The 25595-nt window shown below is 69.6% G+C and carries 18 protein-coding genes; 11 read left to right on the top strand and 7 right to left on the bottom strand.

Going from position 1 to position 25595, the window contains the following annotated elements; genetic code table 11:
• The first annotated feature begins 61 nt into the window (after nt 1–61).
• The 3 genes from CBR61_RS05900 (at nt 62) to CBR61_RS05890 (ending at nt 6044) form a co-directional block, all read left to right on the top strand.
• A complete protein-coding gene (locus tag CBR61_RS05900; RefSeq protein WP_088913530.1) occupies nt 62–2194 on the top strand; it encodes a S46 family peptidase in 2133 nt (710 codons plus the stop codon).
• Between the two features lie 92 nt (nt 2195–2286).
• Nucleotides 2287–3282: a glucokinase gene (locus CBR61_RS05895; protein ID WP_172836004.1), complete on the top strand. Its 996-nt coding sequence runs from the start codon at nt 2287–2289 to the stop codon at nt 3280–3282.
• Nucleotides 3279–6044, top strand: a complete 2766-nt coding sequence (locus CBR61_RS05890; protein WP_088913529.1) for a phosphoenolpyruvate carboxylase — start codon at nt 3279–3281, stop codon at nt 6042–6044. Before CBR61_RS05895 ends, CBR61_RS05890 begins: the two co-directional genes overlap by 4 nt.
• 137 nt (nt 6045–6181) lie before the next feature.
• On the opposite strand, the gene CBR61_RS05885 is transcribed toward CBR61_RS05890, so the two are convergent.
• The gene (locus CBR61_RS05885) at nt 6182–7204 is read right to left on the bottom strand and encodes a LacI family DNA-binding transcriptional regulator (RefSeq protein WP_088913528.1); all 1023 of its coding nucleotides are present in this window, start codon (nt 7202–7204) and stop codon (nt 6182–6184) included.
• 152 nt (nt 7205–7356) lie between these two features.
• Between CBR61_RS05885 and CBR61_RS05880 the strand changes: the two genes are divergently transcribed.
• From CBR61_RS05880 to eda, 4 genes are all read left to right on the top strand, one after another.
• Nucleotides 7357–8661 carry a sugar MFS transporter gene (locus CBR61_RS05880; RefSeq protein ID WP_088913527.1) on the top strand — a complete coding sequence of 435 codons (1305 nt, stop codon included), beginning with the start codon at nt 7357–7359 and terminating at the stop codon, nt 8659–8661.
• Between the two features lie 91 nt (nt 8662–8752).
• Nucleotides 8753–10192, top strand: coding sequence for a glucose-6-phosphate dehydrogenase (zwf, locus tag CBR61_RS05875; protein ID WP_088913526.1), 1440 nt, complete (start codon nt 8753–8755; stop codon nt 10190–10192).
• Complete coding sequence (gene edd, locus CBR61_RS05870) at nt 10185–11999, top strand: phosphogluconate dehydratase (RefSeq protein ID WP_088913525.1); 1815 nt, start codon at nt 10185–10187, stop codon at nt 11997–11999. The genes zwf and edd overlap by 8 nt, the downstream gene beginning before the upstream one ends.
• Nucleotides 11999–12610 carry a bifunctional 4-hydroxy-2-oxoglutarate aldolase/2-dehydro-3-deoxy-phosphogluconate aldolase gene (gene eda / locus CBR61_RS05865; protein ID WP_172835924.1) on the top strand — a complete coding sequence of 204 codons (612 nt, stop codon included), beginning with the start codon at nt 11999–12001 and terminating at the stop codon, nt 12608–12610. The genes edd and eda overlap by 1 nt, the downstream gene beginning before the upstream one ends.
• A 165-nt stretch (nt 12611–12775) precedes the next feature.
• Here eda and CBR61_RS05860 read toward each other — a convergent pair whose 3' ends face one another.
• The 4 genes from CBR61_RS05860 to CBR61_RS05845 form a co-directional block, all read right to left on the bottom strand.
• On the bottom strand, nt 12776–13675 hold the full coding sequence (locus CBR61_RS05860; protein ID WP_088913523.1) for an alpha/beta hydrolase: 900 nt from the start codon (nt 13673–13675) through the stop codon (nt 12776–12778).
• A gap of 52 nt (nt 13676–13727) precedes the next feature.
• Nucleotides 13728–14606: an ROK family protein gene (locus tag CBR61_RS05855; RefSeq protein WP_233996878.1), complete on the bottom strand. Its 879-nt coding sequence runs from the start codon at nt 14604–14606 to the stop codon at nt 13728–13730.
• Complete coding sequence (locus CBR61_RS05850; RefSeq protein WP_088913522.1) at nt 14606–15691, bottom strand: glycoside hydrolase family 68 protein; 1086 nt, start codon at nt 15689–15691, stop codon at nt 14606–14608. Before CBR61_RS05850 ends, CBR61_RS05855 begins: the two co-directional genes overlap by 1 nt.
• Before the next feature lie 97 nt (nt 15692–15788).
• Nucleotides 15789–18248 carry a TonB-dependent receptor domain-containing protein gene (locus CBR61_RS05845; protein WP_088913521.1) on the bottom strand — a complete coding sequence of 820 codons (2460 nt, stop codon included), beginning with the start codon at nt 18246–18248 and terminating at the stop codon, nt 15789–15791.
• 178 nt (nt 18249–18426) lie between these two features.
• Here CBR61_RS05845 and CBR61_RS05840 point away from each other — a divergent pair, with 178 nt between their 5' ends.
• Nucleotides 18427–19755 carry an MFS transporter gene (locus tag CBR61_RS05840; RefSeq protein WP_088913520.1) on the top strand — a complete coding sequence of 443 codons (1329 nt, stop codon included), beginning with the start codon at nt 18427–18429 and terminating at the stop codon, nt 19753–19755.
• A gap of 8 nt (nt 19756–19763) precedes the next feature.
• Nucleotides 19764–20810 (top strand): LacI family DNA-binding transcriptional regulator, encoded by a 1047-nt coding sequence (locus CBR61_RS05835; RefSeq protein WP_088913519.1) that lies wholly within the window; start codon nt 19764–19766, stop codon nt 20808–20810.
• Here CBR61_RS05835 and CBR61_RS05830 read toward each other — a convergent pair.
• The gene (locus CBR61_RS05830) at nt 20807–21577 is read right to left on the bottom strand and encodes an enoyl-CoA hydratase/isomerase family protein (RefSeq protein ID WP_088913518.1); all 771 of its coding nucleotides are present in this window, start codon (nt 21575–21577) and stop codon (nt 20807–20809) included. The genes CBR61_RS05835 and CBR61_RS05830 overlap by 4 nt on opposite strands.
• A 162-nt stretch (nt 21578–21739) precedes the next feature.
• Here CBR61_RS05830 and CBR61_RS05825 point away from each other — a divergent pair, with 162 nt between their 5' ends.
• Together CBR61_RS05825 and CBR61_RS05820 are read left to right on the top strand one after the other, a co-directional pair.
• The gene (locus tag CBR61_RS05825; RefSeq protein WP_088913517.1) at nt 21740–23863 is read left to right on the top strand and encodes a TonB-dependent receptor; all 2124 of its coding nucleotides are present in this window, start codon (nt 21740–21742) and stop codon (nt 23861–23863) included.
• Nucleotides 23863–24948 carry a PepSY-associated TM helix domain-containing protein gene (locus CBR61_RS05820; RefSeq protein ID WP_088913516.1) on the top strand — a complete coding sequence of 362 codons (1086 nt, stop codon included), beginning with the start codon at nt 23863–23865 and terminating at the stop codon, nt 24946–24948. The genes CBR61_RS05825 and CBR61_RS05820 overlap by 1 nt, the downstream gene beginning before the upstream one ends.
• Here CBR61_RS05820 and CBR61_RS05815 read toward each other — a convergent pair whose 3' ends face one another.
• On the bottom strand, nt 24949–25593 hold the full coding sequence (locus tag CBR61_RS05815; protein ID WP_088913515.1) for an NrsF family protein: 645 nt from the start codon (nt 25591–25593) through the stop codon (nt 24949–24951).
• Nucleotides 25594–25595 lie beyond the last annotated feature (2 nt).

Here is a 25595-nt window from a genome sequence, read left to right as displayed (position 1 = left end):
CAGGCGGGCCATTCGCCCCGCAAAAGGGGCGGCAATCCATGCGAGAGAGGTAAGTCCACCGATGAAGAAGTTCCTGCTGGCCGGGGCCTCCGCCCTGATGCTGTCCGCGCCCGCCGCCCTGCACGCCGACGAGGGCATGTGGCTGCCGAGCCAGACCGGCGCGATCGCCGAGGACATGAAGGCCGCCGGCCTCGAACTCGACGCGCAGACCCTCGGCGATCTCCAGCGTCCGCCGCTGACCGCGATCGCCTCGCTCGGGGGCTGTTCGGCCGCGTTCCTCTCGCCGCAAGGTCTCGTGGCGACCAACCACCACTGCGTCGCCGGATCGCTCCAGTACAATTCCTCGCCCGAGAACGACTACCTCACCAACGGCTTCCTCGCGAAGACGCTGGGCGACGAACTGCCCGCCGCGCCCGGCAGCCGGGTCTACGTGATCGAGGACCTGCGCAACGTCACCGCCGACGTGCTCAAGGGCGCCGAGAAGCTCGAAGGCCGTGCGCGCTATGACCGCCTCCAGGCCAACCGCACCGCGCTGATCGAGGCGTGCGAGAAGCAGGCCAACCGCCGCTGCGACGTGCGCGCCTATTTCGGCGGGGCGCAGTACTGGCTCCAGCAGCAGCTCGAGATCCAGGACGTCCGCCTCGTCTATGCCCCGGCGGGCGGGGTCGGCAATTTCGGCGGCGAGAAGGACAACTGGATGTGGCCGCGCCACACCGGCGACTTCTCCTTCTACCGCGCCTATGTCGCCCCCGACGGCTCGTCGGCGGCGTTCAGCAAGGACAACGTGCCTTTCAAGCCCAAGGCCTGGCTGCCGATCGCCAAGGAAGGCGTAAAGGAAGGCGACTTCGTGATGGTCGCCGGCTTCCCCGGCACCACCGAACGCCTGCGCAGCGCCGAGGAAGCGCGCTTCTACTACGAGGAACTCTACCCCTACCAGCAGCGGATGCTGGCCGAATATGGCGACCGCATTGACGAGCTGACCGCGGGCAATCAGGCCGCGACCATCGCCTATGCCGCGACGCTTCAGGGCGTGGAGAACTACGAGAAGAAGATCGCCGGGCAGATGGCGGGCGCCGAGGCGATCTCGCTGGTGGCCAAGAAGCAGGCCGAGGAGGACGCCTTCCGCGCCTGGATCAAGGCCGATCCCAAGCGCGAGGCGCAGTATGGCACGGCGCTGGCCGAACTCGACAAGCTGATCGCCGAGGGCAACGCCGCCGCTCTCGCCGATGCCAAGCGCGGGATGCTTGGTCGCGGCCAGCTCTACGGCGCGGCGCGCCAGCTCTACCGCTGGGCCAACGAGCAGGCCAAGCCCGACAAGGACCGCGAACCCGGCTATCAGGCCCGCGACAAGGCCTTCATGACGCAGGCCATGCAGCGCATCGAGCGCCGCTACGTGCAGGCCATCGACCAGCAGCTGTGGGCCGACGGCATCGCCGAATACCGCACCCTGCCGGCCGAAGACCGCAACAAGAGCTTCGATGCCTTCATGGAAGGGCGCGACCTCGCCTCGCTCTATGCCACGACCGAGCTCGGCAACACCGCCAAGCGGCTCGAATGGATGAACAAGACCCCGGCCGACTTCAAGGCGTCCAGCGATCCCTTCATCCAGCTCGCGGTGGCCACCTATGACGAGGCGATGCAGGGCGAAGCCGAGGACAAGGCGCGTTCGGGCCATGTCCAGAAGGCCCGCTCCAAGGTGATGGAAGCGCGCCTCGCCTATGCGGCATCGCAGGGCAAGACCATGTATCCCGACGCCAACGGCTCGCTGCGCTTCACCTATGGCAAGGTCACGGGCAAGGCGGTCGACGGGCAGATCTGGACGCCCTTCACCACCGCCGAGGGCATCGTCGCCAAGCACACGGGTCGCGGCGAATTCGATGCGCCGGACAAGATGATCGAGCTGATCAAGGCGAAGGACTACGGCCAGTATGTCGCGCCTGCGCTGGGCACGCTGCCGGTCGATTATCTCTCGACCGTCGACATCACCAACGGCAACTCGGGCTCCTCGACGCTCAACGCCAAGGGCGAGTTCGTGGGTCTCGCCTTCGACGGGACGATCGAGGGCGTGGTGTCGGACTGGATGTACGATCCGAAGATCAACCGCACGATCCACGTCGACAGCCGCTTCATGCTGTGGACCATGGACAAGGTCGACGGTGCCGATCACCTGCTGAAGGAAATGGGCGTCAAGTAAGACGGCCGATTTGAATAAGTATGCGGCGCGTGGGATTCCCGCGCGCCGCCTGCTACACCCGCGCCGCTCATGAACGGCAAGGGGAGATGATGATGCGCGATCTGGTGGTGGTCGATATCGGCGGAACCCACGCGCGCTTCGCGATCGCCAGCATAGGCGGTGACGGCGCGATCAGCCTCGACGAGCCGGAAACGCTCCACACCGCCGATCACGCCAGCTTCCAGACCGCGTGGGAAGCCTTCCGCGCGCGCAAGGGCGGCAGCCTGCCGGATGCGGTGAGCATGGCGATCGCCGGACCGGTGGGGACCCCCGGCAACCCCAATCCGGTGATCCGCTTCACCAACAACCCATGGATCATCCGCCCGGCGCTGATCCCGGAGAAACTGGGCGCCCCGCACTATACCATCGTCAACGATTTCGCCGCGGTCGCCCATGCCGTCGCTCGGGCCGAGGACAGCCAGTTCCTGCACCTTGCGGGACCGGATGCGCCGCTGGGGCGCGAGGGCACGATCAGCGTGATCGGCCCGGGCACCGGCCTGGGCGTCGCGCATCTCTACCGCTCGGGCACGCACTACCGCGTCCAGGCGACCGAGGGCGGGCATATCGACTTCGCCCCGCTCGATTCGATCGAGGACGCGATCCTCGCCCGCCTGCGCCGCCGCCACAACCGCGTTTCGGTGGAGCGCGTGGTGGCAGGCCCCGGCATCGTCGACATCTACCAGGCGCTCGCCGCGCTTGAGCACCGCACCGAGCCCGAGCGCGACGCGATCGATATCTGGAACCTCGGCACCAGCGGCGAGGACAGCCTCGCGGCGGCGGCGGTAGACCGCTTCTGCCTGTCGCTGGGTTCGGTCGCGGGGGATCTGGCGCTGGCGCAGGGCGGCTTTGCGGGCGTGGTGATCGCCGGCGGGCTCGGCTACCGCATCCGCGATACCCTGCTCAATTCGGGCTTCGCCGCGCGCTTCAAGGCCAAGGGCCGGTTCGAAAGCCTGATGGCGAACATTCCCGTCAAGCTGATCGTCCACCCGCAACCCGGCCTGTTCGGCGCGGCCGCCGCCTTCGCCTCCGAACACGGGGCGGGCGCGTGAAGTCGGTCGCGGCGCTCGAGGCGCGGCTCGGCGAGCTGCACCAGCGCACGCGGGAAACGCCGCTGTTCAACCCGGTGTTCCAGCTCTCGCTCGATCTGTCGCGGGCGCTGGAGGCGGGCGAGACCAGTCTCGACGATGTCGCCGCGCTGGTCGCCGAACTCGAATGCGACGGGCTGAAGGCGCGGGCGCGCCGGCTGCGCGCCCTGCTTGCCCCGCCCGCCACGCCGGTGCCCACGGCAGGAGACGACGAGGACTTCGCCGCCTTTGCCGCGCGCTGGGAACGCCCGCAGCTGCACGCCGTCTTCACCGCCCATCCGACCTTCCTGCTCACCCCCGCGCAGAGCGAGGCGGTGGCGCGGGCCGCCTCCGCGCCGGGCGAGGTCGACGAGGCCGCCTGCGCCGTGCCTGCCGCGCGGGAGCCGGTGACGCTGGTCCACGAGCACCGCGCGGCCATGGCCGCAATGGCCCGGGCGCAGGACGCGCGCGACGTGATCGTCACCCGGCTGCTCGAGGAAGCGCGCACCCGCTGGCCGGGGGACTGGCGCGGGCTTCGCCCCCTGCCCTTCCGCTTCGCCAGCTGGGTCGGCTACGACATGGACGGGCGCACCGACATCGGCTGGCACACTTCAATCGCCTTCCGCCTTCAGGAAAAGGCCGAGCGGCTGGCGCGCTACACCGCCAGCCTTGAGTCGCTCGACCCGGCCCACGCGCTGCTCGCGACCCTGCGCCCCGCCGCCGCCTTTGCCGCCGCGCGGGCCGGGGATTTCGCGGGCGATCTCTCCGGGGCCGAGGCGCTCGCCGCCGCCGCCAACCGCCTGACCACGCCGAACGCGGACAACCTCCTCACCCTCGCGCCGCTGATCGCCGCACTGGAGGACGAGGCGCAAACCGCCCAACCTGAACGCGCCATCCGCCTGCTCACCCTCGCCGCCGCGATGCGTGCCGACGGGCTGGGCATGGGCTGGATCCACTTCCGCGTGAACGCCAAGCAGCTCCACAACGCCATCCGCCGCCGGCTGGGCGAGGACGACGAGGGCATCGATCTCGCCAGCAAGGGCGCGCTGATGACCCTGCGACGACTGGTCGATGAAGCGACAACGCTGCGCACCAATTTCGCCGCGCTCGCCACCGAAAGCTCGACCGCGATCCGCCAGTTCCTGGCGATGGCGCAGATCCTCAAGCACATCGACGCCGACGCGCCGATCCGGATGCTGGTGGCCGAGTGCGAACAGCCCGCGACCGTGCTCGCCGCGCTCTATTTTGCCAAGCTGTTCGGAGTGGCGGACAAGGTCGACGTATCGCCCCTGTTCGAGACCGAGCGCGCGCTGGAGCACGGCGGGCGGTTCCTCGACGCGCTGCTCGCCGAGCCGGCCTACCGCGACTATGCGCGCAGACGCGGGCGGGTGGCGGTGCAGACGGGCTTTTCCGACGCGGGCCGCTTCGTCGGGCAGATCCCGGCGAGCCTCGCGATCGAGCGCCTCCAGGGCCGCCTTGCCGAGGCGATGGCGGCGAACGGCCTCGGCGATATCGCCGCGCTGGTGTTCAACACCCACGGCGAGAGCATGGGCCGCGGTGCCCATCCCGCCAGCTTTGCCGACCGGCTCGAATGGCCGCTGTCGCCCTGGGCGCGGCGACGCTTTGCCCGGGCGGGCATCCGGCTGGAACCCGAAGTCAGCTTCCAGGGCGGCGACGGCTACCTGTTCTTCGCCACACCCGAACTCGCGCTCGCCACCCTCACCCGCATCGCCGAACTGCGCCCGGCGGAAGCCGATCTCGCCGCGCCCGCCGACCCCTTCTACCACCGCACCGACCTCAGCCTCGATTTCTACCGCGCGATCAAGGAGCATCAGGGCGATCACCTCGCCAGCCGCACCTATGCCCGCGCGGTGACAGCCTTCGGGTTGGGCCTCTTGAACCCCACCGGCAGCCGCGTCTCTCGCCGCCAGAGCGACATCAACGCCGACCGCGAGATGAGCTTGCGCCAGATCCGCGCCATCCCGCACAACGCGATCCTCCAGCAGCTCGGCTACCCCGTCAACGTCATCGCCGGGATCGGCAGCGCAGCAGAGGGAACCCGCGAGGAAATCGCCGCCCTGCTGACGGAATCCGCGCGCGGGCGGCAGATCATGCGGCTGGTGCGCGCGGCCAATGCGCTCGCCAGCATCAAGACCGTGGCGGCCTATGGCGAGCTGTTCAATTCGGCCTACTGGGCGAGCCGCACCTATCGCGGGACCGAGGATCACATCGCCGGCCCCTGCGCCGCGCTGGCGGAATATCTGGTGGGGGACGATCGCACGGGCGTGTTCCGCCGCCTCGCCTCGCGCCTCAGGATCGACGCGATCAAGCTTCACCGGCTGACCGATCTCCTGCCGGACGAGGTGCCCGACGGGGCGCGCGAGCAGGTGCGCCGCCGGATCGGCGTGCTCCAGGCACTGCGGCTGGCGCTGCTCCAGCACATGTTCCTCAAGGCCGTCGCGGTCCCCGCCTTCAGCCGCGCCAACGACATCAGCCGCCGCGACGTGATCGAGATGGTGATGACCTTGCGGGTCGACGAGGCCCTCGCCCAGCTGCGCCGCGCCTTCCCGGTGCGCATTCCGGGGCCGCGCGACTTCCCGCTCGATGAACCCTCCGACTACCCGGACGGCGGCGAGGAAGGCTACGGCGCGATCGAGCGCGACTTCATGACGCCGATTTCGCGGGCGCAGGAACTATCGCTGCGGATCAGCACCGCCATCGCCAACGAATTTGGCGCGCACGGTTGATTTGCGGGGCCCCTGACGGGGCCCGCAGACCACCCGCCCCGCCTCCCCACCCGGCCACCAATGATACCATCAGGCTATGGTGGCCGGGTGGGGAGGCGGGGCGGGGGGTCTGCGTCGCGCGCAAGCGCGACCGCACATCAAGAACGCGCCGTGCTCCCGCGCACGATCAGCTTCACCGGCACCCGGCGGCGCGCTGCCGCGCCTTCGTCCAGCACCGCCTCGACCAGCGCCGCGCCCGCCTCGGCCGGATCGGGGGCGATGGTGGTGAGCGGCGGGCGGCTGAAGCGGCCCGCGACCAGATCGTCGAAGCCCATCACCCCGACCTCGCCCGGCACCGCGATGTCGGCGGCGGCGAAGGCCTCGAGCGCGCCCAGCGCCATCGCATCGCAGGCGGCGAAGACCGCATCGACGCCCTCTCCGCGCTCGATCAGACGCCGCGCCGCGCGGCGGCCTTCCTCCTCGCGGGTGGCGGCGTTGACGGTCGGCGCAAGGCACGGCTCCAGTCCCGCCGCGCGCATGGCCTCGGCATAGCCTTCATAGCGTTCGGTGAACTGCACCTGCGGGGTGTTGAGTGCGCCGAGGAAGCACGGGCGCCTGTATCCGGCGGCCAGCAGATGTTCCACCGCGAGCCGCCCGGCGGCGCGGTTGTCGGAGCGCACCCAGTCGAGCTCGTCGAAGGGCGAGCCCCAATAGGCGACACGGCGGCCATCGCTCTCGATCCCGCGGAAATGCTCCCACGCCGCCTGGTTGGTGGTGGTGCCGATCACCACCAGCCCGTCCGCGCGGCCCTGTTCTTGGTAATGCCCGAAGAAATCGTCGGCCCGCGCCTGGAAGCTCACCAGCGTTTCGAACCCGCGTTCCGACGCCGCGACGCACACGCTCCCGAGCAGCGCATAGGCGAAGGGGTTGATGGAGGAGGCGCTGTCGCCCTCGCGGCAGATCACCACCACCGCGAGCGTGCCGGTGGAGCCGCGCCGCAGCCGCGCAGCGCGCTCATCGACGAAATAGCCCAGCGCCTCGGCCGCCTCGATCACCTTGCGCCGCGTCGCCTCGGCGATGGCGGGGGAGCCGGACAGGGCACGGCTGACGGTCGGCTGGCTGACACCCGCCCGCTCCGCCACATCGAAGGATGTCGGCCGTCTCTTCGGTCCCCCGCTCATGGGATTTTTCTCTAGGGCCTGATGTTATCCCCGCGCAAGGCTGCGCTGCATTCCTATTCGCACTGGAATTGCGCCCCAAGCTCTTGCAAGTTGACACGGGCGCGCGGATTGTGAACGTTCGCAACCAGACAGCGCCTTGGGAGAGAGCAGCGATGGCATTAGGTGGGGGCCTTGGGGCACCGAGCGGGAGCGCGGCGGGCGGATTCGGCGAGAGCGCAGGCGATGCGCCGCAGGTCGACGCGCCGGGATTGAACTACTTCGTTTTCGCGCTGTTCTTCATCTTCGGCGGGATCACCTCGCTGAACGACGTCATCATCCCCAAATTGAAGGAGCTGTTCACGCTCAACTTCTTCGAGGCGAGCCTGGTGCAGTTCTGGTTCTTCATCGCCTATGCGCTGGTCGGCATCCCGGGCGCGCGGCTGGTCAAGCGGCTGGGCTACATGCGCGGCGCGGTGGCGGGGCTGGTGACGATGATGGCGGGGTGCCTGCTGTTCATCCCGGCAAGCCAGACCGCGCTTTTCCCGATGTTCCTGTTCGCCTATTTCATCCTCGCGACCGGCGTGGTGCTGGTGCAGATCGTCGCCAACCCGCTGATCAGCCTGCTGGGGCCGGAGCGCACGACGCACAGCCGCCTGACCTTCGCGCAGGCGTTCAACTCGCTGGGGACGACGATCTTCCCCTATGTCGGCGCGATCCTGATCCTCGGCAGCCTCGCCACGGTCACCGCCGCCGAGCTTTCGGGCGAGGCGCTCGCCGCCTATCGCACGGCCGAGAGCCAGGCGATCGTCAACGGCTATCTCGGCCTCGCCGCCGCGCTGGCGGTGGTGGCGGGCGTGGTCTGGCTGTTCCGCGACCGGCTGAAGGGCGAGAAGCACGAGCAGACCAGCCTTGCCGACGGCCTCGCGCTGCTGAAGCGCCCGCGCTTCGGCTACGGGGCGGCCTGCATCTTCCTCTACGTCGGCGCGGAAGTCGCGATCGGCAGCTTCATCGTCAACTACCTGATGCAGGCGGAGGTTCTGAACCTGCCCGAACAGGACGCGGGCAAGCTGATCTCGCTCTACTGGGGCGGCGCGCTGGTCGGGCGCTTCATCGGCTCGGGACTGCTGCGCATGGTCAGCCCGGGCCTGCTGCTGGCGACGGTGGCGGCCGGCGCGATCACGCTGATCGCGATCTCGGCGAACTCGACCGGCGTCGTCGCGGGCTACAGCCTGCTTGCCGTGGGCCTGATGAACGCGATCATGTTCCCGACGATCTTCAGCCTCGCCTGCGAGAAGCTGGGGCCGCGCGCGGCGGACGGATCGGGGATCATCAACGTCGCGATCTGCGGCGGCGCGATCATCCCGCCGATGTTCGGCGCGCTCGCCGATGCGACCAGCCTCGCCTTCGCGCTGGTGCTGCCGGCAGCGTGCTATGCGATCATCGCCGGCTTCGGGATCTTCGCGCGTCGCCCCGCCTGAGCCCCGCGGCGACTTGAATAAGTATGCGCGAAGCTGGCAGTTAGCCCCACGCGCGCCTAGGTAGAGCGCGCAAGAGAAGGGGCCTTTGCGCATGAGCTTCACCGCTGACCGCCTGCTGCTGTTCGGAGCCACCGGCGACCTTGCCCAGCGCATGCTGCTGCCGAGCCTCTTCGCGCTCGATGCCGACGGGCTGCTCGCGCCCGACCTGAAGATCATCGGCACCGCGCGCAGCGAGATGACCGACGGCGAATACCGCAACTTCGCACGCGCGGCGCTGGAGAAGTATCTCCCCGCCGACCGGCGCGGGCGGATGGCGGAGTTCATGAACCGCCTTGCCTACCAGACCCTCGATGCGACGACGCTGGAGGGCTATGCCGATCTCGCCGCCAAGGTCGGCACGCCGCAGCGGGGCCTTGCGATCTTCCTCTCGACCGCGCCGAGCCTGTTCGGCCCGACGATCAAGGGCCTGCAATCGGCCGGACTGACGGGCGAGAACGTGCGCATGTGCCTCGAGAAGCCGCTCGGCACCGACCTCGCCTCGAGCCGCGAGATCAACGATGCGGTCGCGGGCGCCTTCCCCGAGAGCCGGATTTTCCGCATCGACCACTATCTCGGCAAGGAGACGGTGCAGAACCTGCTGGCGCTGCGCTTCGCCAACATCATGTTCGAACCGCTGTGGAACGCGGCGCACATCGACCATGTGCAGATCACCGTGGCCGAGACCGTCGGCCTCGAAGGGCGTGTCGCCTTCTACGATGATGCCGGCGCGATCCGCGACATGGTGCAGAACCACATGCTCCAGCTGCTCGCGCTGGTCGCGATGGAGCCGCCCGCGCACTTCGACGCCACCGCGGTGCGCGACGAGAAGGTCAAGGTCCTGCGCGCGCTGCGCAAGGTCGCCTCGAACGAGACCGTCACCGGGCAGTACCGCGCGGGCGCGATCGGCGGGCAGGCGGTGCCGGGCTATGACGAGGAGCTGGGCAAGCCGTCGGACACCGAGACCTTCGTCGCGATCAAGGCCCATGTCGACAATTGGCGGTGGAAGGGCGTGCCCTTCTACCTCAGGACCGGCAAGCGCATGCCCAAGCGCGTGACCGAGATCGTCATCCAGTTCCGCTGCGTGCCACACTCGATCTTCGCCGGGCGCGGCGCGACGATGCAGCCAAACCGCCTCGTCATCGGCATCCAGCCGGAGGAGAACATCACCCTCTCGCTGATGGCCAAGGTGCCCGGGCTCGACCGCGAGGGGCTGCGCCTGCGCGCGGTGCCGCTCAACATCGCCATGCCGGACGCCTTCTCGGGCGCGGTGCGGCGCATCGCCTATGAACGCCTGCTGCTTGATCTGGTTGAGGGCGACCAGACCCTGTTCGTCCGGCGCGACGAGGTCGAGGCGCAGTGGGAATGGGTCGACGCGATCCGCGGCCAGTGGGCGGCGGACGGCCTCACCCCCCGAACCTACACCGCCGGCAGCTGGGGCCCCTCTGCGGCCATCGCGCTGGCCGAACGCGACGGAGTGACGTGGCATGAGTAAGCCCCTCGACGACACCCTGCACCGGGTCACGCAGCGCGTGATCGAAAACTCGAAGGCGACCCGGAGCGCCTATCTCGACCTGATCCGCCGCGAAGGCGACAACATGGGCGAACGCAGCGCCGTGTCGTGCTCGAACCTCGCCCATGCCTATGCCGGGATGGAGGACGACAAGCCGGCGATGGTGGCGGGGCGCGGGCCGAATATCGGGATCGTCACCGCCTACAACGACATGCTGTCGGCCCATGCGCCCTATTACCGCTATCCCGAGCGCCTGAAGATCCATGCGCGCGAGGTGGGCGCGACGGCGCAGGTCGCGGGCGGCGTTCCGGCGATGTGCGACGGGGTGACGCAGGGCGAGACCGGCATGGAGCTTTCGCTCTTCAGCCGCGACGTGATCGCGCTTGGCACCGCGGTTGCCCTCTCCCATGCGATGTTCGACGGCGCGCTCCTGCTCGGCATCTGCGACAAGATCGTGCCCGGCCTGCTGATGGGCGCGCTGCGCTTCGGCCACCTGCCGATGATCTTCGTCCCCGGCGGGCCGATGCCTTCCGGCATCCCGAACAAGGAAAAGCAGCGCGTCCGCCAGCTCTATGCCGAAGGCAAGGCGACCCGCGCCGAGCTGCTGGCGAGCGAGATGGGGAGCTACCACTCGCAGGGCACCTGCACCTTCTTCGGCACGGCGAACTCCAACCAGATGATGATGGAGATGATGGGGCTGCACGTCCCCAATTCCGCCTTCATCAACCCCGGCACGAAGCTGCGCCAGGCATTGGACCGCGAGGCGGTGCACCGTGTCGCGCAGATCACCCGCAAGGGCGACGACTATCGCCCGCTCGGCCTCGTCGTCGACGAGAAGGCGGTGGTGAACGCCGCCGTGGGCCTCCTCGCCACGGGGGGATCGACCAACCACGCGATCCACCTGCCCGCCATGGCGCGCGCGGCGGGCGTGATCTTCGACTGGAACGACCTCGCCGAACTCTCGAGCGCCGTGCCCCTCATTGCGCAGGTCTATCCCAACGGCGCGGGCGACGTGAACCACTTCCACAATGCGGGCGGCATGGGCTTCGTGATCGGCGAGCTGCTCGAGGCCGGGCTGGCGCACGGCGACATCCTGACAGTCGGGCGTGGGGGCTTTGCCGATTATGCGAAGGAACCGGGGCTCGACGGCGAAGAACTGGTGTGGCGCGAGGTCGGCCCGAGCGGCGACGAGACCATGCTGCGCCCCGTCAGCAACCCCTTCAAGCCCGACGGCGGGATGCGCCTGCTCGAGGGCAATCTCGGGCGCGCCTGTTTCAAGACCTCGGCGGTGGACGAGAGCCGCTGGACGGTGGAAGCCCCCTGCCGCGTCTTCGAGGACCAGCCGAGCGTCGCCGCCGCCTTCAAGGCGGGCGAGCTTGACCGCGATGTGGTGGTCGTCGTGCGCTTCCAGGGCCCTCGCGCCAACGGGATGCCCGAACTTCACAAGCTCACCCCGCCGCTGGGCGTGCTTCAGGATCGCGGCCACAAGGTCGCGCTCGTCACCGATGGGCGCATGTCGGGCGCGAGCGGCAAGGTGCCCGCGGCGATCCACTGCACGCCGGAAGCCCTCGGCGGCGGCCCGCTGGCGCGGCTGCGGGATGGCGATGTGGTGAAGGTCTGCGCCCGCACCGGCGAACTCTCAACCACCGCCGATCTTGCCGCCCGCGAACCTGCCGCCGATCCGCAGGCGGAGCTCGGCACGGGCCGCGAGCTGTTCGGCATGATGCGCCGCTTCGCCGACGGGGCCGAACAGGGCGCATCGGCGATGCTCGCCACCGGAGGAATGTGATGAATATCGACGCCATCATGCGCACGGCGCCGGTGATCCCGGTGATCGTGATCGAGGACGAGGCCCACGCCGTCCCGCTAGCCGAGGCGCTGGTGGCCGGCGGCCTGCGCGTCCTCGAAGTCACCCTGCGCACCCCCGCCGCACTCGGCGCGATCCGGGCGATGAAGGAGGTTGCGGGCGCGATCGTCGGGGCGGGCACCGTCACCAATCCGCGCGAGCTGGATGCGGCGCTGGAGGCGGGGAGCGAGTTCATCGTCTCCCCCGGCCTCACCGAGCCGCTGGGCAAGGCGGCCATCGCGGCGGGCGTGCCTTTCCTCCCAGGCATCGCCAACGCGGGCGACATCATGCGCGGGCTCGATCTGGGCCTCGACCGCTTCAAGTTCTTCCCCGCTATGGCGGCGGGGGGTCTTCCCGCCTTGAAGGCCCTCGCCGCGCCCTTCGGGCAATGCCGCTTCTGCCCGACCGGCGGGATCAGCCTTGAGAACGCGCCCGAATGGCTGGCCTTCGATCCGGTGCTGTGCGTGGGCGGAAGCTGGGTCTCACCCAAGGGCGCACCCGACAAGGCGGTGGTGGAGAAGCTGGCGAAAGAGGCCTTCGGGTTGCGCGTCTGATCAACCTCCGTTCGCCCTGAGCCGGTGTTGCTGTGCAACAGCTTCGCTTCCGAAGGGCTGCACTTTCTTCGCACCCAAGCACTCAGGCCAAGGTGAAGGACGGCTGTTGACCCTGCGGGTCAGCTTCGCTTCCGACAAGCTCAGGGCGAACGGGTCTGGGTGCTTTCACTTCGCCAGCAGCCACCCGAAGATCTCCGGCAGGCGCGCCGCCCAGGCGTTCTCCTCGTGCTCCGCGCCTTCGTAGACCTTGCTCTCCCAGTCGCGGCCCTTCTGCCAGCCGGCCGCCACGAAGCGCGCGTCCACCACCTGCTGGTAGGGCGCGTAGAAGGCATCGAGCGTCGCCGTGCCGTGGTCCAGCCACACCCGCCGCCCGTCAGGCTGGCCGAGCCGCGCCGCGAACCAGCCGTCCCACAGCGCCTTGAGCCGATCGGCGTCGACAGCGCGCGGATCGACCGCGGGCCAGTGCGAGGAAACGCAGCCAGCCCGGCCGAACACCTGCGGCTTCTCGAGGAAGGCATAGCAGCTCATCAGCCCGCCCATGCTCGATCCGACGATGGCGGTGTCGTCGCGACCCGTGCGGGTGCGGAAGCTTGCGTCGACCCATGATTTGAGCGGACCGGCGATCCACGCCAGATAGGCCTGCGAGATCACGCCGCCCTTGGTCATGCCGTCCATCTGCGTGCGCAGGTCGCCCGAGGTCAGGTCGTAGAGGCTGCGTGGCAGATACTGGCGGTGGCGGTCGGGTCCGGGCGCCCAGATGCCGACGATGATGTGCGGCTCGACCTTGCCGCTCGCCACTGCCGCCAGCATCGCCTTGTCGGCGGCCCAGATCTTCTTGAAGTTCGATTTCTCGATGTCGAACAGGTTGTGCCCGTCGTGCATGTAAAGCACGGGATAGCGTCGCTCGCCCGCGTCGTAGCCGGGGGGCAACCAGATCGTCAGGCGCTGGTCGGGCAGGTCGGCCGCGGGCACGCGCTCGTATTCGATCAGGCGCCCCGCATCCTGCGCCGCGAGCGGCGCGGCAAGGCCCAGCAGCGCGAGGAGCGCGGCAAGCAGTCGGAACATCGGCAACCCTCCCTGTGTCTCCCGCCGACTATCGCGGGGACGGGGCGATTGCTCAAGCCCCTGCGGCAGCCCGGGCGAGCATCATGGCGCCGACGATCCCCGAATTCGTGCCGAGCCGGGGGCGGATGACGGCGTGGCGCTCGCCCCCCGGCAGGTAGCCCGCATCGAGCGCCCGGGCGCGCTCCGCCACCCGTTCGACCAGACCGGGAGTCTGCGCCACCCCGCCGCCGATCACCACTTCCTCCACCGCGACGCTGGCAAAGAGGGTGTGGCAGGCCTGCGCGATGTAATCGGCGATGATGGCATGGCCCGGGTGGTCGGCGGGCAGCTTGGAGAGCGAGGCGCCCCAGCGCGCGATGATCGCCGGGCCGCTGGCGAGACCCTCGAGGCAGTCGCCGTGATGCGGGCAGATGCCGGCGAAGTCCGTGTCTTCCGGATGACGGCGCGGGTAGATGTGGCCGATCTCGGGATGGGCGATGCCGTGCACCGGCCGCCCGTCCAGCACCAGTCCGCCGCCGATGCCGGTGCCGATGGTGAGATAGGCGAGGCTCCCGCCCCCATCCCGCCCGCTCGCGGCGTGTTCGGCGATGGCGGCCGCATTGACGTCGGTATCGAAGCCGACCGGAACGCCGCCGAGCGCCCGGGCGAGATGGCCCGCAAAGTCGGTATCCGCCCAGCCGGGCTTGGGGGTGGTGGTGATGAAGCCCCACTTGGGCGAGGCGCGGTCCAGTTCCACCGGCCCGAAACTGCCGATCCCGAGCGCGCTCTCCCCTCCCTGCGCGGCGAACCACGCTGCCGCCTCGGCAAGGGTCGTCGCCGGGTCGCGGGTGGGGATGGTGTGACGGGCGAGGATCCGGTCGGGCGAAGGGCCGACCGCCAGCACGAACTTGGTGCCGCCCGCCTCGATCGCGCCCAGCATCGCTCCGGGCATCAGACGGCGCTCTCCAGCGCGAGGGCAGCGCGCTCGCCGTCGAGCGCGAGGCGGAGCAGGGGCGCAGGCACGCCGCCGAAGCCGCCGCCCGGCAATACGTCGACGAAGCTGCACACCGTCAGCGATGCATCGACATACCAGCTGTAGGTCTGCTGCGCGCGGCCGGGCGGGTTGGCGAGCACCAGTCCGCTGCCGTTCAAGGGCCGCCACGGCCCCGCCATGCTGTCCGCCACCATCCCGTAAAGCCCTCCCGGCGCATGGCGCAGACCTTCGGCGAAGGTCGCGGTCTGCGTCGACCAGAAGGCGTAGTAGTTCCCCTGGTGAAACACCAGATGGGCGCGCTCGAGCTCGTTGTTGACGCTCTCGGCATGGAGGCACGGGGGGATCAGCTCCCACCCCGTGGCTTCCTTGCGGGCGAGGCCGAAGGCGCCGTTGTAGGCGCTGTGGGATCCCGCGAGCGAGGCGGTGAAGGCGATGTACTCGCGGCCGTCGGCAGGGTCGCGGAAATAGGCGGGATCGCGGAAGGCCTTGATCCGCCCGGGTTCGCCCTCGTGCGCGTCGGCGGCCATGTATTGCGGGCCGTAGCCCCTCACCAGCGGCGCGGGGGCCGACCAGTCCTGCGGCCGGCCCTCGGGCCCGAGGCGCGCGGAGACGGCCCACAGTTCCTGCCGATAGCCGCCGGGGCGCGCGGCGCTTCCGGCGGCAGTGAAGAACAGGGTCAGCACGCCGTCATCGAGCAGCGCGGAGCCCGCCCATTCGCGCTCGTAGGGCACATCGCCCATGTCGGGGAGCACAGGGCCGCGGTCGTGCCACGCACCCTGCGCACGCTCGATCCAGTGGATCTTCGCCTCGAAATGGCGGAGCGCCGGATCGCCGCGGTCGGGCGCGGTCAGCGCCATCCACAGCTCGCGGCCACCGATCAGCGCGCGTGCGCCGGCAGCATCCTGCACCGGCCACATGTCCCAGTAGAGCCGCCCCGCATCCAGCGCCGAGCGGCCCGCCGCGCCCACCGCCGGGATCAGCGCCGCCGCCGGTGCGGCCGGTCCGATCCGTTCAACGTGCTCGGCTGTCCAGGCACTCGTCATTGCGGCAAGAATCCCATCACGTCAGATCACGAAAAGAAAGACAGCTGGCCGCCGGGGGAGGAGGTGGCGGCCAGCCGTCATGCGCCCCGTCCGGCTGTCAGAAGTCGAACCGGACCGAGGCGAGCACCGTGCGCCCGGCGATTGAGCGCGCGCGCACGAGGCCGTTTGCCGGGATCGAGCCCTCTTCCGCCTCGGTGAAGCCGGTGGCGTTGAAGAGGTTGGTGGCGTTGAGCCCGATCTCGATACGGTCGATCGGCCGCACCGCAACGAAGGCGTTGACCTGCGCGAAGGCGGGCAGGATCAGATCGTTGTTGTCCTGCGTGAAGCTCTCGGTGGTGCCGACGATGTTGGCGCCCACGGTGAACAGGTCGGCATCGTATTGCGCGGTCGCCTGATAGACGAGGTCGGCCTGCCGGCGCGGGGTGTTGCCGATGGTCGCCGCGTTGAGCGCGTCCTTGATCTCCGCATCGGTCCAGGTCGCACCCGCCGTCAGGCTGAAGGGCCCGCTGCGGTAGGAGCCTTCGAGCTCGATCCCGTAGGCCTCGAAGGTGGTGTCGAACAGCACCAGCGGGGCGATGTCGACATTGGTTTCCGAGGTCTCGGCATAGAAGCCGGTGGCATAGAGCGCGAGCCCGCCCGACTGGTACTTGAGCCCGGCCTCGAGCTGGTCGACCCGCGCGATCACCCCCGCATCGCCGCCCGGCAGGCCGCCGTCGACGGCGCTGACGGCGGGCGAGAACAGCGAACGGTCGGCGGTGTGGCGGCCGCCCCGGCTGTAGCGCGCGAAGACGCCCAGGTCGTCGGTGACGAGGTAGTTCGCCCCCAGCGAGAAGCTGAGGTAGTCGAATTCGTAATTCACGGGCCGCGCATTGCCGAGCGGCAGCACGCTGGTCTGCGCCTCGGCCGGGCTGATCGTGCCGTTGCGGTCGAAGTCGAAACTGCCGACGCCGACACCGAAGCCGCTGTCGGCGCCGGTGATGGTGCCGCTGGCGTCGCCGAAATCGTAGCGGATCGAGGCGTCGATCGTCAGGCGGTCCAGCTCCAGCGAGAGCGAGGCGAAGGGCGCGTAGGTCGAATAGTCGACATCGTAGGAACGGCGGCAGCAATTGCCGAAGAAGCTCGCGCCGAAGCCGACAGTGCCGTTCTGAGTGACGAGCTGGCCGCCCGCATTGCGCACGTTGACCAGCACCGCCTGCCCGTCGCCCTGCACCGTCTGGAGGTGGCTGGTCCACAGCCAGTCGGTGTCGATGGTCTGGCGCGAGAGGTAGAAGCCGGTGGTGAAGTTCGCCGTGCCGCCGCCGATGTCGAACGCCTTGTTGACGCGGAAATCATTGGTGACGTTGTCGAGGCTGAGCCGGACGTTGAAGTTGACGACATTGGCGAGCAGGCCATTGCCGCCGATGGTGGCGGCATTGGCGAGCTGCCCCGCATTCGGCCCGCTGGCGAAGATGATGCTCGACCCTGCGCCGCCGACCGAGTTGGCCACGGCCTGCGCCGCGCCCGCCCCTGCCGGGAAGGGCGAGAGGAAGCCGCCCGAATTGTCGGCGAAGCGGAAGCGGTTGGTCAGCGTCCAGCCGCTGCCCACGTCGATCTCGCTCTCGATCCCGAAGGCGAGGCTCTTGACCGACAGGCCGTCGCGGAAGTCGTAGCTCGCCGGGTTGTTGTTGCCGTCGAGCGTCACCGCCTGGCCGAGGAAGGGGCTGTAGAGGCTGTCGCGGCGCGGATCGAAGCCGGGGATCGCCTGATAGTCGGGGTTGCCGCCCGTGCCCGTCACCCGCACCGGCTGGGGCAGGATCGTCGGGGTGCGGTCGTCGAGATACTTGGCGTGGAAGCGGATGTAGCCGCCGTCGAATTCCTTGGTGATGTTGGCCTTGATCTGGCCGCCGTCATAGCCGTTGTAGCCGATGTCGCGCGGCCCCTCGCCAGTGCGGTAGAAGCCGCCGACGTGGAAGTAGAGGTCTTCCGCGAGCGGGGCGCCGTAGTCGAAATCGAGGCGGTAGCTTTCGAAATCGAGGCCGACGCTGGCCTGGATCGCGCCGCCTTCCTGCTGGCCGGTCTTGGAGATGAAGTTGATCACCGCGCCCGGCGCGTTCGAGGCAAAGGTCGAGGCCGAACCGCCGCGCACCGCCTCGACGCGGGCAACCGAGCGATCGGCGCGCAGGAAGTTGTCGGCATTGCCGAAGATGATGTCGCCGAATTCGAGGATCGGCAGGCCGTCTTCCTGCAGCTGGATATAGCGCGCGCCGCCGGTCGAGACGGGGATGCCGCGAACCGCGATGTTGGCGTTGCCCTCGCCGCCCGAGGCTTCCGAGCGGATGCCCGGGATCTGGCGGATGAGGTCGGCCGAGGAGGGCGCGGCGAGATTGGCGATGGTCTGCGCGCCGATGGTGCTGACCGAGACCGAGCTTTCGATGCGGTTCTGGCCGCGGGCGACGGCGGTGACGATGATCTCCTCGCCCTCGGCGACGGGCGCATCGGCCGCGTCCTGCGCGAAGGCGGGGCTGGCAAGGAGGGCCGACGCAGCGGCACCGGCGCAGAGCGCGTAACGCAATTTCATGGTGTCTCTCCTCTCGGGTTTGCGCCTCTGGGAGCGCTTGACGAGCCTTGCCTAATCATCCTGCAAACGATTGCAATAGAAATCTTGCAATCGTTTGCAATTCGCGCGGATTCATGTCACCTCCAAGCCACAGCGCAGGCTATAATGCGCGTGACATACAGCTGGGATGAGGCGCCAAATGTCGGAAAAGCCGCGGCTTTCGCTGCTCAGAATCATCGAGATGAACATCGGCTTCTTCGGCCTCCAGTTCTCTTTCGGACTGCAACAGGCCAACATGGGGCCGATCTACGGCTTCCTCGGCGCGGACGAGGCTTCGATGCCGCTGCTGTGGCTGGCGGGGCCGATGACGGGCCTGATCGTCCAGCCGATCGTCGGCGCCATGAGCGACCGCACCAGCACCCGCCTCGGCCGGCGCACCCCCTATTTCCTCGTCGGCGCGATCATCTGCACCCTCTCGCTTTCCGCCATGCCCTATTCGAGCACCCTGTGGATGGCGGCAAGCCTGCTGTGGATCCTCGATGCCGGCAACAACATCACGATGGAACCCTACCGCGCCTATGTCGCCGACCGGCTCGCGCCGGGCCAGCGGTCGGTCGGCTTCCTGACCCAGAGCGCCTTCACCGGCCTTGCCCAGACCCTGTCCTACCTCGCGCCCTCGCTGCTCACGGCCTTCGTCGCGCGCGACATGCTCGACGCCAACGGCATTCCGGTGATCGTGCGCATCGCCTTCATCATCGGCGCGATCCTCTCGATCTCCACGATCGTCTGGTCGGTGTGGCGCGTGCCCGAACTGCCGCTCGACGCCGCAGAGCAGGCGGAACTCGACGAGCGGCCGCTGACCGCGCGTGCCACCTTCGTCGAGATCGGCGCGGCGATCCGCGACATGCCGCGCCCGATGAAGCAACTGGCGGGCGCGATGCTGTGCCAGTGGTATGCGATGTTCGCCTATTGGCAGTACATCACCTTTGCCGTGGGCCGCTCGATCTATGGCACCAGCGATCCGGCAAGCAGCGCCTTCCGCGAGGCGACCCTCACCGCCCAGCAGGCCGGCGCGCTCTACAATTTCATCGCCTTCCTCGGCGCGCTCGCGCTGATCCCGATCGTCAGGCGCTTCGGCGCGCGCGCCACCCATGCCGCCTGCCTTGCCGCCTCGGGCACGGCGATGCTGCTGATCCCGGGCGTATCGACGCCGGCGGGCCTGTTCGTGCTGATGCTCGGCATCGGGATCGGCTGGGCGGGGATGATGGGCAACACCTATGTCATGCTCGCCGACTGCATCCCGCCTGCCCGCAACGGCATCTACATGGGCATCTTCAACCTGTTCATCGTCATTCCCATGCTGATCCAGACCCTTACGATGCCGCTGATCTACCGGCCCCTCCTAGGCGGCGATCCGCGCCATGTGCTCATATTGGGCGGCGGCTTGATGCTCGCGGGCGCGCTCGCTACGTTGCTGGTCGATGCCGGCCATCGCAGACCCCGCGAACAGGGGCTCGCCGCCGGCTAGGGAGGGCTATGGGCGACAGCGACCACAAGGGCGCGCGCACTACGGTGCGCACCATCACCGATCTTGCGCGCCTCGCCGGAGTCTCGCCCGGGACCGTCAGCCGGGCGCTTGCCGGCAAGAGCCTCGTCAACGCCCAGACCCGCGAGAAGATCGTCGCCCTCGCCCGCGAACACGGCTTCCGCCCGAACCAGATGGCGAGCGGGCTCCGGCGCCAGAAGACGGGTGTGATCGGCGTCGTCATTCCGCTCGGCCACGATATCCGCCAGCAGATCTCCGACAGCTTCTTCATGACCCTGCTCGGCTTTCTTGCCGACGAGCTCACCCACGAGGGCTACGACCTGATGCTGCGCCGGGTGGTGCCCGACAGCGACGAGGACTGGCTCGACCGCTTCATCGGATCGGGGATGATCGACGGCGTGATCGTGATCGGCCAGTCCGACCAGTTCGAGCGGATCGAGGAGGTCGCCGAAAGCTACACGCCGATGGTCGTCTGGGGGAACCACCAGGAGGGCCAGCGGCACTGCGTGGTGGGCACCGACAACAGGCTCGGCGGGCGGCTCGCGGTGGAGCAGCTGATCGCGGGCGGGGCGAAGCGCATCGCCTTTCTCGGCGACACCGGCCCGATGGAATTCGCGGCACGCTTTGCCGGGGCGCAGGACGTGGCCGCGCGCCTCGGCGTTGCCCCGGTGATGCCGCTCGCCACCCACCTTTCGCCGGATCGTGCGGGCGAGGAGATCGCGGGCCACCTCGCCGCGCATTTAAGAGCGCAGGGGGGCCGAGACATCGACGGGATTTTCGCCGCCACCGACACCCTCGCCGCGCTGTGCCTCACCGAATTGCGCGCACAGGGCCTGAGCGTTCCAGGCGATGTGAGGCTGGTCGGCTTCGACGACCTGCCGATCGCCCGCCAAACCGTGCCCCCGCTCACCACCGTGCGGCAGGACATCGCGGCGGGGGCCCGGGGTCTTGTCGACCTGCTGCTGCGCCGGCTGGCGGGCGAGACCACCGAAAGCCTCGTCCTTCCACCCGAACTGGTCCTGCGCGAAACGGCCTAGCTGCCGCCCCCCATCGCCTTGACCAGCGCCGCCGCCGAGGCCCCTTCGAGCGACAACCCGTAGCCGACCTCGCGCACCAGCCGTTCCTTGAGCGGCTGGATGAAGTGGATGCGGGTGTTGCGGCGGGTGAGCGCGGGCTGATCGAGCCAGCGCGTCGCCAGCTCCCGCGCGCGGGCGAGCGCCGTGCCATCGGGCACCACCTCGGCCACCACGCCCCAGCCCTGGGCCGTGGCGGCACTGACCGGCTGCGGATCGAGCAGCCACGCCTCGGCCCGCCCGGGCCCTGCGCGGTAGCTCCAGGTGGTGAAGATCCCGTCGCCCGGCACGATCCCCCCGGCGAAGTGCGGCAGATCGCGGAAGGTCGCGCTTGTCCCGGCGACGATCACGTTCGCCATCAGCGCATATTCGGAATGGACGTGCGCCGCGCCCTCGACCGCGGCGATCACCGGCACGCGGATGTTGGCGAGGTTCTCGAGGATCTGCACCCCCTCGTCGTGGACCTGCGACCAGACGTCGGGATCGGCGACATTGCCGAAGCTCGCGAAGTCGACACCGGCGATGAAATGTCCGCCCGCGCCGGTGAGGATGACGATGCGGTTATCGCGGTCCTGCGCGATCCGGTAGAAGGCCTCGGTGAAGTACGTGTGGTCGCGCGCGGTGAAGGTGAGCGGGCCGCCGTCCGAATGGAATGTGGCGACCAGCACACCATCGGCGCCGCGTTCGAGCGCAAGCCCGGGGAAAGCGTCGAAATAGGCGGGGCGCGGCATGGCGGGGTCTCCGGCTGTCAGGGTGGCGGCAGGCTAGGCCGTGGCGATGCGGCAGGTATTTCCAAATTCCGCCTATCTCGCAAAAGCCGCAGAAATCGGCTTGCGTTATTGATAATCATTCTTAGAGGAGACTCGCGAATGATTATCAGAAACGGACCACCGATGCGCCTTGCCCTCCTCCTCTCCGCCGCCCTGCTCCCCCTCGCAACCTCCGCCCGGGCGGCCGAGGAGAGTGCCGAGACCCTCGCCGCCGAGAGCGAGAGCGCCGAGCCGATCGTCGTCAGCGCCGCGCGCACCGCCCTGCCCGTCACGGCCCTGCCGCTCACCGCCGAGGTGATCGACCGCGAAACGCTCGAACGCCAGCTCCAGATTTCCGGTTCGGTCGTCGATGCCGTCGCCGCGCTCACCCCCTCCTTCTCCCCCGCCCGCCAGAAGCTCACCGGACAGGGCGAGACCCTGCGCGGCCGCTCGCCGCTGTTCGCGATCGACGGCATCCCCCAGACCGCCCCCCTGCGTGACGGATCGCGCGACGGCTTCACCATCGATCCCTTCTTCATCGACCGGGTCGAGCTGATCCTCGGCTCCAACGCCCTCCAGGGCATCGGCGGCACCGGGGGCGTGATCAACCAGGTCACCGTCTCCGCACCTGCCGAGGACGGCTGGAGCGCGCGCACCATCCTGCAAGGCACCGCCGAGAGCGGTTTCCGCAGCGACGGCTTCGGCGGCAAGGCTGGCGCGCTCGTCGCCAACCGCTCGGGCGCCTTCGATGTCGTCGCCGGTGTCGCCTACGAACGGCGCGGCGTGTTCCGCGATGCCCGTGAGCGCCGCATCGCGCCCGACGGCACGCAGGGCGACCTGATGGATTCGGACAGCCTCTCCTTCTTCGCCAAGGCGGGCGTCGAACTGGGCGAGACCGTGCGGCTCGAGGCGATGGGCCAGCGTTTCCGCCTGCAGGGCGACGGCGATCTGATCGCGGTTCCCGGAAGCCGCGCGACCGGCCTCCCCTCGACCGGCGCGCCCGGCACCGTCCCCGGCGAGGCGCCCGAGAACCTTGCCGAGAGCCTCGCCCTCACCCTCACCGCCGACGACCTCGCCGGCGGCGCCCTGCGCGTGCGCGGCTTCTGGAACCGCACCGCCGACATCTACGGCGGCGGCGTCTTCGCCGATTTCCAGGACCCGGCGATCGCACCCGTCGGCACGCTGTTCGACCAGTCGCAGAACATCAGCCGCAAGTGGGGCGTCAACGCCAGCTGGGAACGCGGCCTCGGACCGCTCAACCTCGTGCTCGGCCTCGACCTGCTGAACGACCACACGGTGCAGAAGCTCGCGGCGACCGACCGCGCATGGGTGCCGCCGACCGATTACCGCTCGATCGCGCCCTTCGCGCAGGGCAACCTCGCCCTGTGGGACGGCAAGGTCCGCCTCGCAGGCGGGGTGCGCTGGGAGAATGTCGACATCTCCATCGACGATTACCGCACGCTGTGGTTCTACGGGCCGCAGCAGGTCGGCGGCGGCTCGCCCAGCTTCGACCGCGTGCTGCCCAACGGCGGGATCGTGATCGAGCCGACCCCCGGCATCCGCGCCTATGCCAGCTACGCGCAGGGCTACACCGTCCCCGACGTGGGCCGTATCACCCGCGCGATCCGCACGCCCAATGTCGATCTCGACCGCTTCCTCGACATCGCCCCCGTCGTGGCGGACAACCGCGAGATCGGGGTCGAGGTCAATCGCGGCCCCATCGCGGCGAGCGCCACCTATTACTGGTCGGACAGCGACGAGGGCCAGCTGCTGGTACTGGTCGGCGACGTGTTCGAGGTGCAGCGCCAGCGGATCGAGATCGAGGGGCTGGAGCTGAACCTCTCCACCGCCACCCCCGTTCCCGGCCTGCGCCTCGGGCTGGGCTATGCGCACCTCAACGGGCGCGTGGACACCAACGGCGACGGGATCGTCAACGCCGATCTCGACGGCGCCAATATCGGCCCCGACCGCCTCAACCTGTCGGCCGACTACACCAACGGGCCGGTCAGCCTGCGCCTGCAATCGCGCACGCACTTCTCGCGCCGGTTCGACGGCGGCGATCCGCGCAACGATTTCGGCGGCTTCACCCTGCTCGACGGGTCGGTGACCGTGGCGACCGGCTTCGGCAACGTCACGCTCGCCGCGCAGAACCTGCTCGACAAGCAGTACATCGACTACAATTCCGACACCCAGCGGCCCACCGACAACCTGCGCTTCTTCGCCGGGCGCGGGCGGTCGATCACGCTCGGCTGGCTCGGCGCCTTCTGATGCGGGCCGCGCTCCTGCTGGTCCACCGCTGGCTGGGGGGCCTTGTCGGCCTCGGGCTGGCGGTGCTCGGGCTGACCGGCGCGGCGCTGCTGTGGAAGCCGTGGTGGGCGGGCGTAGCACAGGAAGCGCGGGCGCCGGGCGAGGCCGAGACGCTGGCGATCATCGCTGCGGCCGATCGGCTCGGGGCGGGCTACGTGACCCTGCCCTCGGCCGAGTTCGGCGCCGCGCAGGCGGGATTGCCGGACGGCGGCGGAGCCTATCTCGCGCATGACGGCACGCTGCTCGCCCGCTGGCAGAGCGTGTGGGAGCGGCCCGAGACGCTGCTGTTCGATCTCCACCACCACCTGCTGATGGGCGAGACGGGCGAACTGATCTCCGGCTGGCTCGGCATCGCGGCGGCGCTGTTCTGCGTGACGGGGCTGATCCTGTGGTGGCCGACGCGGCGGACCTTCCGGCTGCGGGCCCTGCCGCCGCGCCTGACCCGCCCGGCAATCATCCTCCACCACCGCGACATTGGCGCGGTGCTGGCGCTGCCGATCCTGCTCGCGGGGCTGACCGGCGCGCTGATGGTGCTGAAGCCGCTCGGCGATGCGCTGCTCGCCCCGCTCTCGCCCGCGCAGGAGGTTGCCGCGTGGCAGGCGAAGCCGCCCGCGGCGCGCTCGGCGGCGGAACCCGATTGGCCCGCGATCCTCGCCGCCGCGCGCACCCGCTTCCCGGACGCGGCCCCGCGCATGATCGTCTGGCCGAAGGCGCCGGGCGAGGCGGTGACGGTCCGGATGCGCCGCCCGTCCGAATGGCACCCCAACGGGCGCACCACGCTGACGCTTGCGGGCGAGGGAACAGTGCTGATGGCGCGCGATGCGCCCGCGGCGCCGCTCGCGGTGCGCGCGCAGCACGCGCTCTACCCGCTGCACTCCGCGCGCATGGCGGGGAGCGCGCTCGCGCTGCCGCTCAGGATCATGATGACGCTCGCGGGGCTGGGGCTGGCGCTGCTCGGGAGCCTCGCGGTGGTGAGCTTCTGGCGCAGCCGCAAGGGCCCGCGACCGGCGGCACCCGCGATGCCGCGTGGGCGGCTCACCGGCTGATCACCAGCGGATCAGGCGCGGGACGATCACGCGGCCCAGCAGGCCCGTCGCCACCACCACCGCGCTGTGCCACAGCCCGATGTGGACGATATCGTTGTCAGGGCAGTGGAGCGAGGCGGCGAAGATCCCGAAGGCGCCCGCGGCCACCCCTGCCACCAGCCCTGCGCGTTCGGGCGAGGTCGGTGCGCCGCGGCGCAGCCACAGCACCAGCAGCGCGAACACCAGCAGCGAGGAGACGGTGCCGCCCGCAAGGCACTCCGCCCCGTGGCGCATGAGCTCGGGCGACATCGTCCCGGCACCCCGCACCACCGCCACGATCGCGCCCGCAAGCGGGAGCAACCCGGCCATCGCCGCCGTCCAGCGCCAGCCGCCGTGATCGCTGCCGACCTGCGGGCGGCTCATGACCACCACCGCCACGGTCGCGGCGAGGGCAAGGCCGAGGAACAGCCCGGTCGCGACCAGCTGCATCGGATCGAGATGCCCCGCCAGCCACTCGGCGCGCAGCCCGAACAGCCCGACCACGGCCACCACCGTCACCCCCGCCGCGGCGAGCGCCAGCGCCAGCCCCTCGCCGACGCGCAGGGGCCGCACCGGTTCGAGCTCGCTCACCAGCTCGGCGATCAGGGCATCGGAACTCTTCTGCATCG

Origin of the sequence: Porphyrobacter sp. CACIAM 03H1 (assembly GCF_002215495.1) — a bacterium.
Classification (GTDB): Bacteria; Pseudomonadota; Alphaproteobacteria; order Sphingomonadales; family Sphingomonadaceae; genus Erythrobacter.
Note: the sequence above shows the minus strand (reverse complement) of the source record. Positions and strands in the feature narration are given on the sequence as shown.

Bases quoted from the DNA above. Each gene is read 5' to 3' on its own strand.
- CBR61_RS05900 (WP_088913530.1), top strand. From the start codon at position 62: ATGAAGAAGTTCCTGCTGGCCGGGGCCTCCGCCCTGATGCTGTCCGCG.
- CBR61_RS05895 (WP_172836004.1), top strand. From the start codon at position 2,287: ATGCGCGATCTGGTGGTGGTCGATATCGGCGGAACCCACGCGCGCTTC.
- CBR61_RS05885 (WP_088913528.1), bottom strand. From the start codon at position 7,204: ATGAGCGGGGGACCGAAGAGACGGCCGACATCCTTCGATGTGGCGGAG.
- CBR61_RS05880 (WP_088913527.1), top strand. From the start codon at position 7,357: ATGGCATTAGGTGGGGGCCTTGGGGCACCGAGCGGGAGCGCGGCGGGC.
- zwf (WP_088913526.1), top strand. From the start codon at position 8,753: ATGAGCTTCACCGCTGACCGCCTGCTGCTGTTCGGAGCCACCGGCGAC.
- edd (WP_088913525.1), top strand. From the start codon at position 10,185: ATGAGTAAGCCCCTCGACGACACCCTGCACCGGGTCACGCAGCGCGTG.
- eda (WP_172835924.1), top strand. From the start codon at position 11,999: ATGAATATCGACGCCATCATGCGCACGGCGCCGGTGATCCCGGTGATC.
- CBR61_RS05860 (WP_088913523.1), bottom strand. From the start codon at position 13,675: ATGTTCCGACTGCTTGCCGCGCTCCTCGCGCTGCTGGGCCTTGCCGCG.
- CBR61_RS05855 (WP_233996878.1), bottom strand. From the start codon at position 14,606: ATGCCCGGAGCGATGCTGGGCGCGATCGAGGCGGGCGGCACCAAGTTC.
- CBR61_RS05850 (WP_088913522.1), bottom strand. From the start codon at position 15,691: ATGACGAGTGCCTGGACAGCCGAGCACGTTGAACGGATCGGACCGGCC.
- CBR61_RS05845 (WP_088913521.1), bottom strand. From the start codon at position 18,248: ATGAAATTGCGTTACGCGCTCTGCGCCGGTGCCGCTGCGTCGGCCCTC.
- CBR61_RS05840 (WP_088913520.1), top strand. From the start codon at position 18,427: ATGTCGGAAAAGCCGCGGCTTTCGCTGCTCAGAATCATCGAGATGAAC.
- CBR61_RS05835 (WP_088913519.1), top strand. From the start codon at position 19,764: ATGGGCGACAGCGACCACAAGGGCGCGCGCACTACGGTGCGCACCATC.
- CBR61_RS05830 (WP_088913518.1), bottom strand. From the start codon at position 21,577: ATGCCGCGCCCCGCCTATTTCGACGCTTTCCCCGGGCTTGCGCTCGAA.
- CBR61_RS05825 (WP_088913517.1), top strand. From the start codon at position 21,740: ATGCGCCTTGCCCTCCTCCTCTCCGCCGCCCTGCTCCCCCTCGCAACC.
- CBR61_RS05820 (WP_088913516.1), top strand. From the start codon at position 23,863: ATGCGGGCCGCGCTCCTGCTGGTCCACCGCTGGCTGGGGGGCCTTGTC.
- CBR61_RS05815 (WP_088913515.1), bottom strand. From the start codon at position 25,593: ATGCAGAAGAGTTCCGATGCCCTGATCGCCGAGCTGGTGAGCGAGCTC.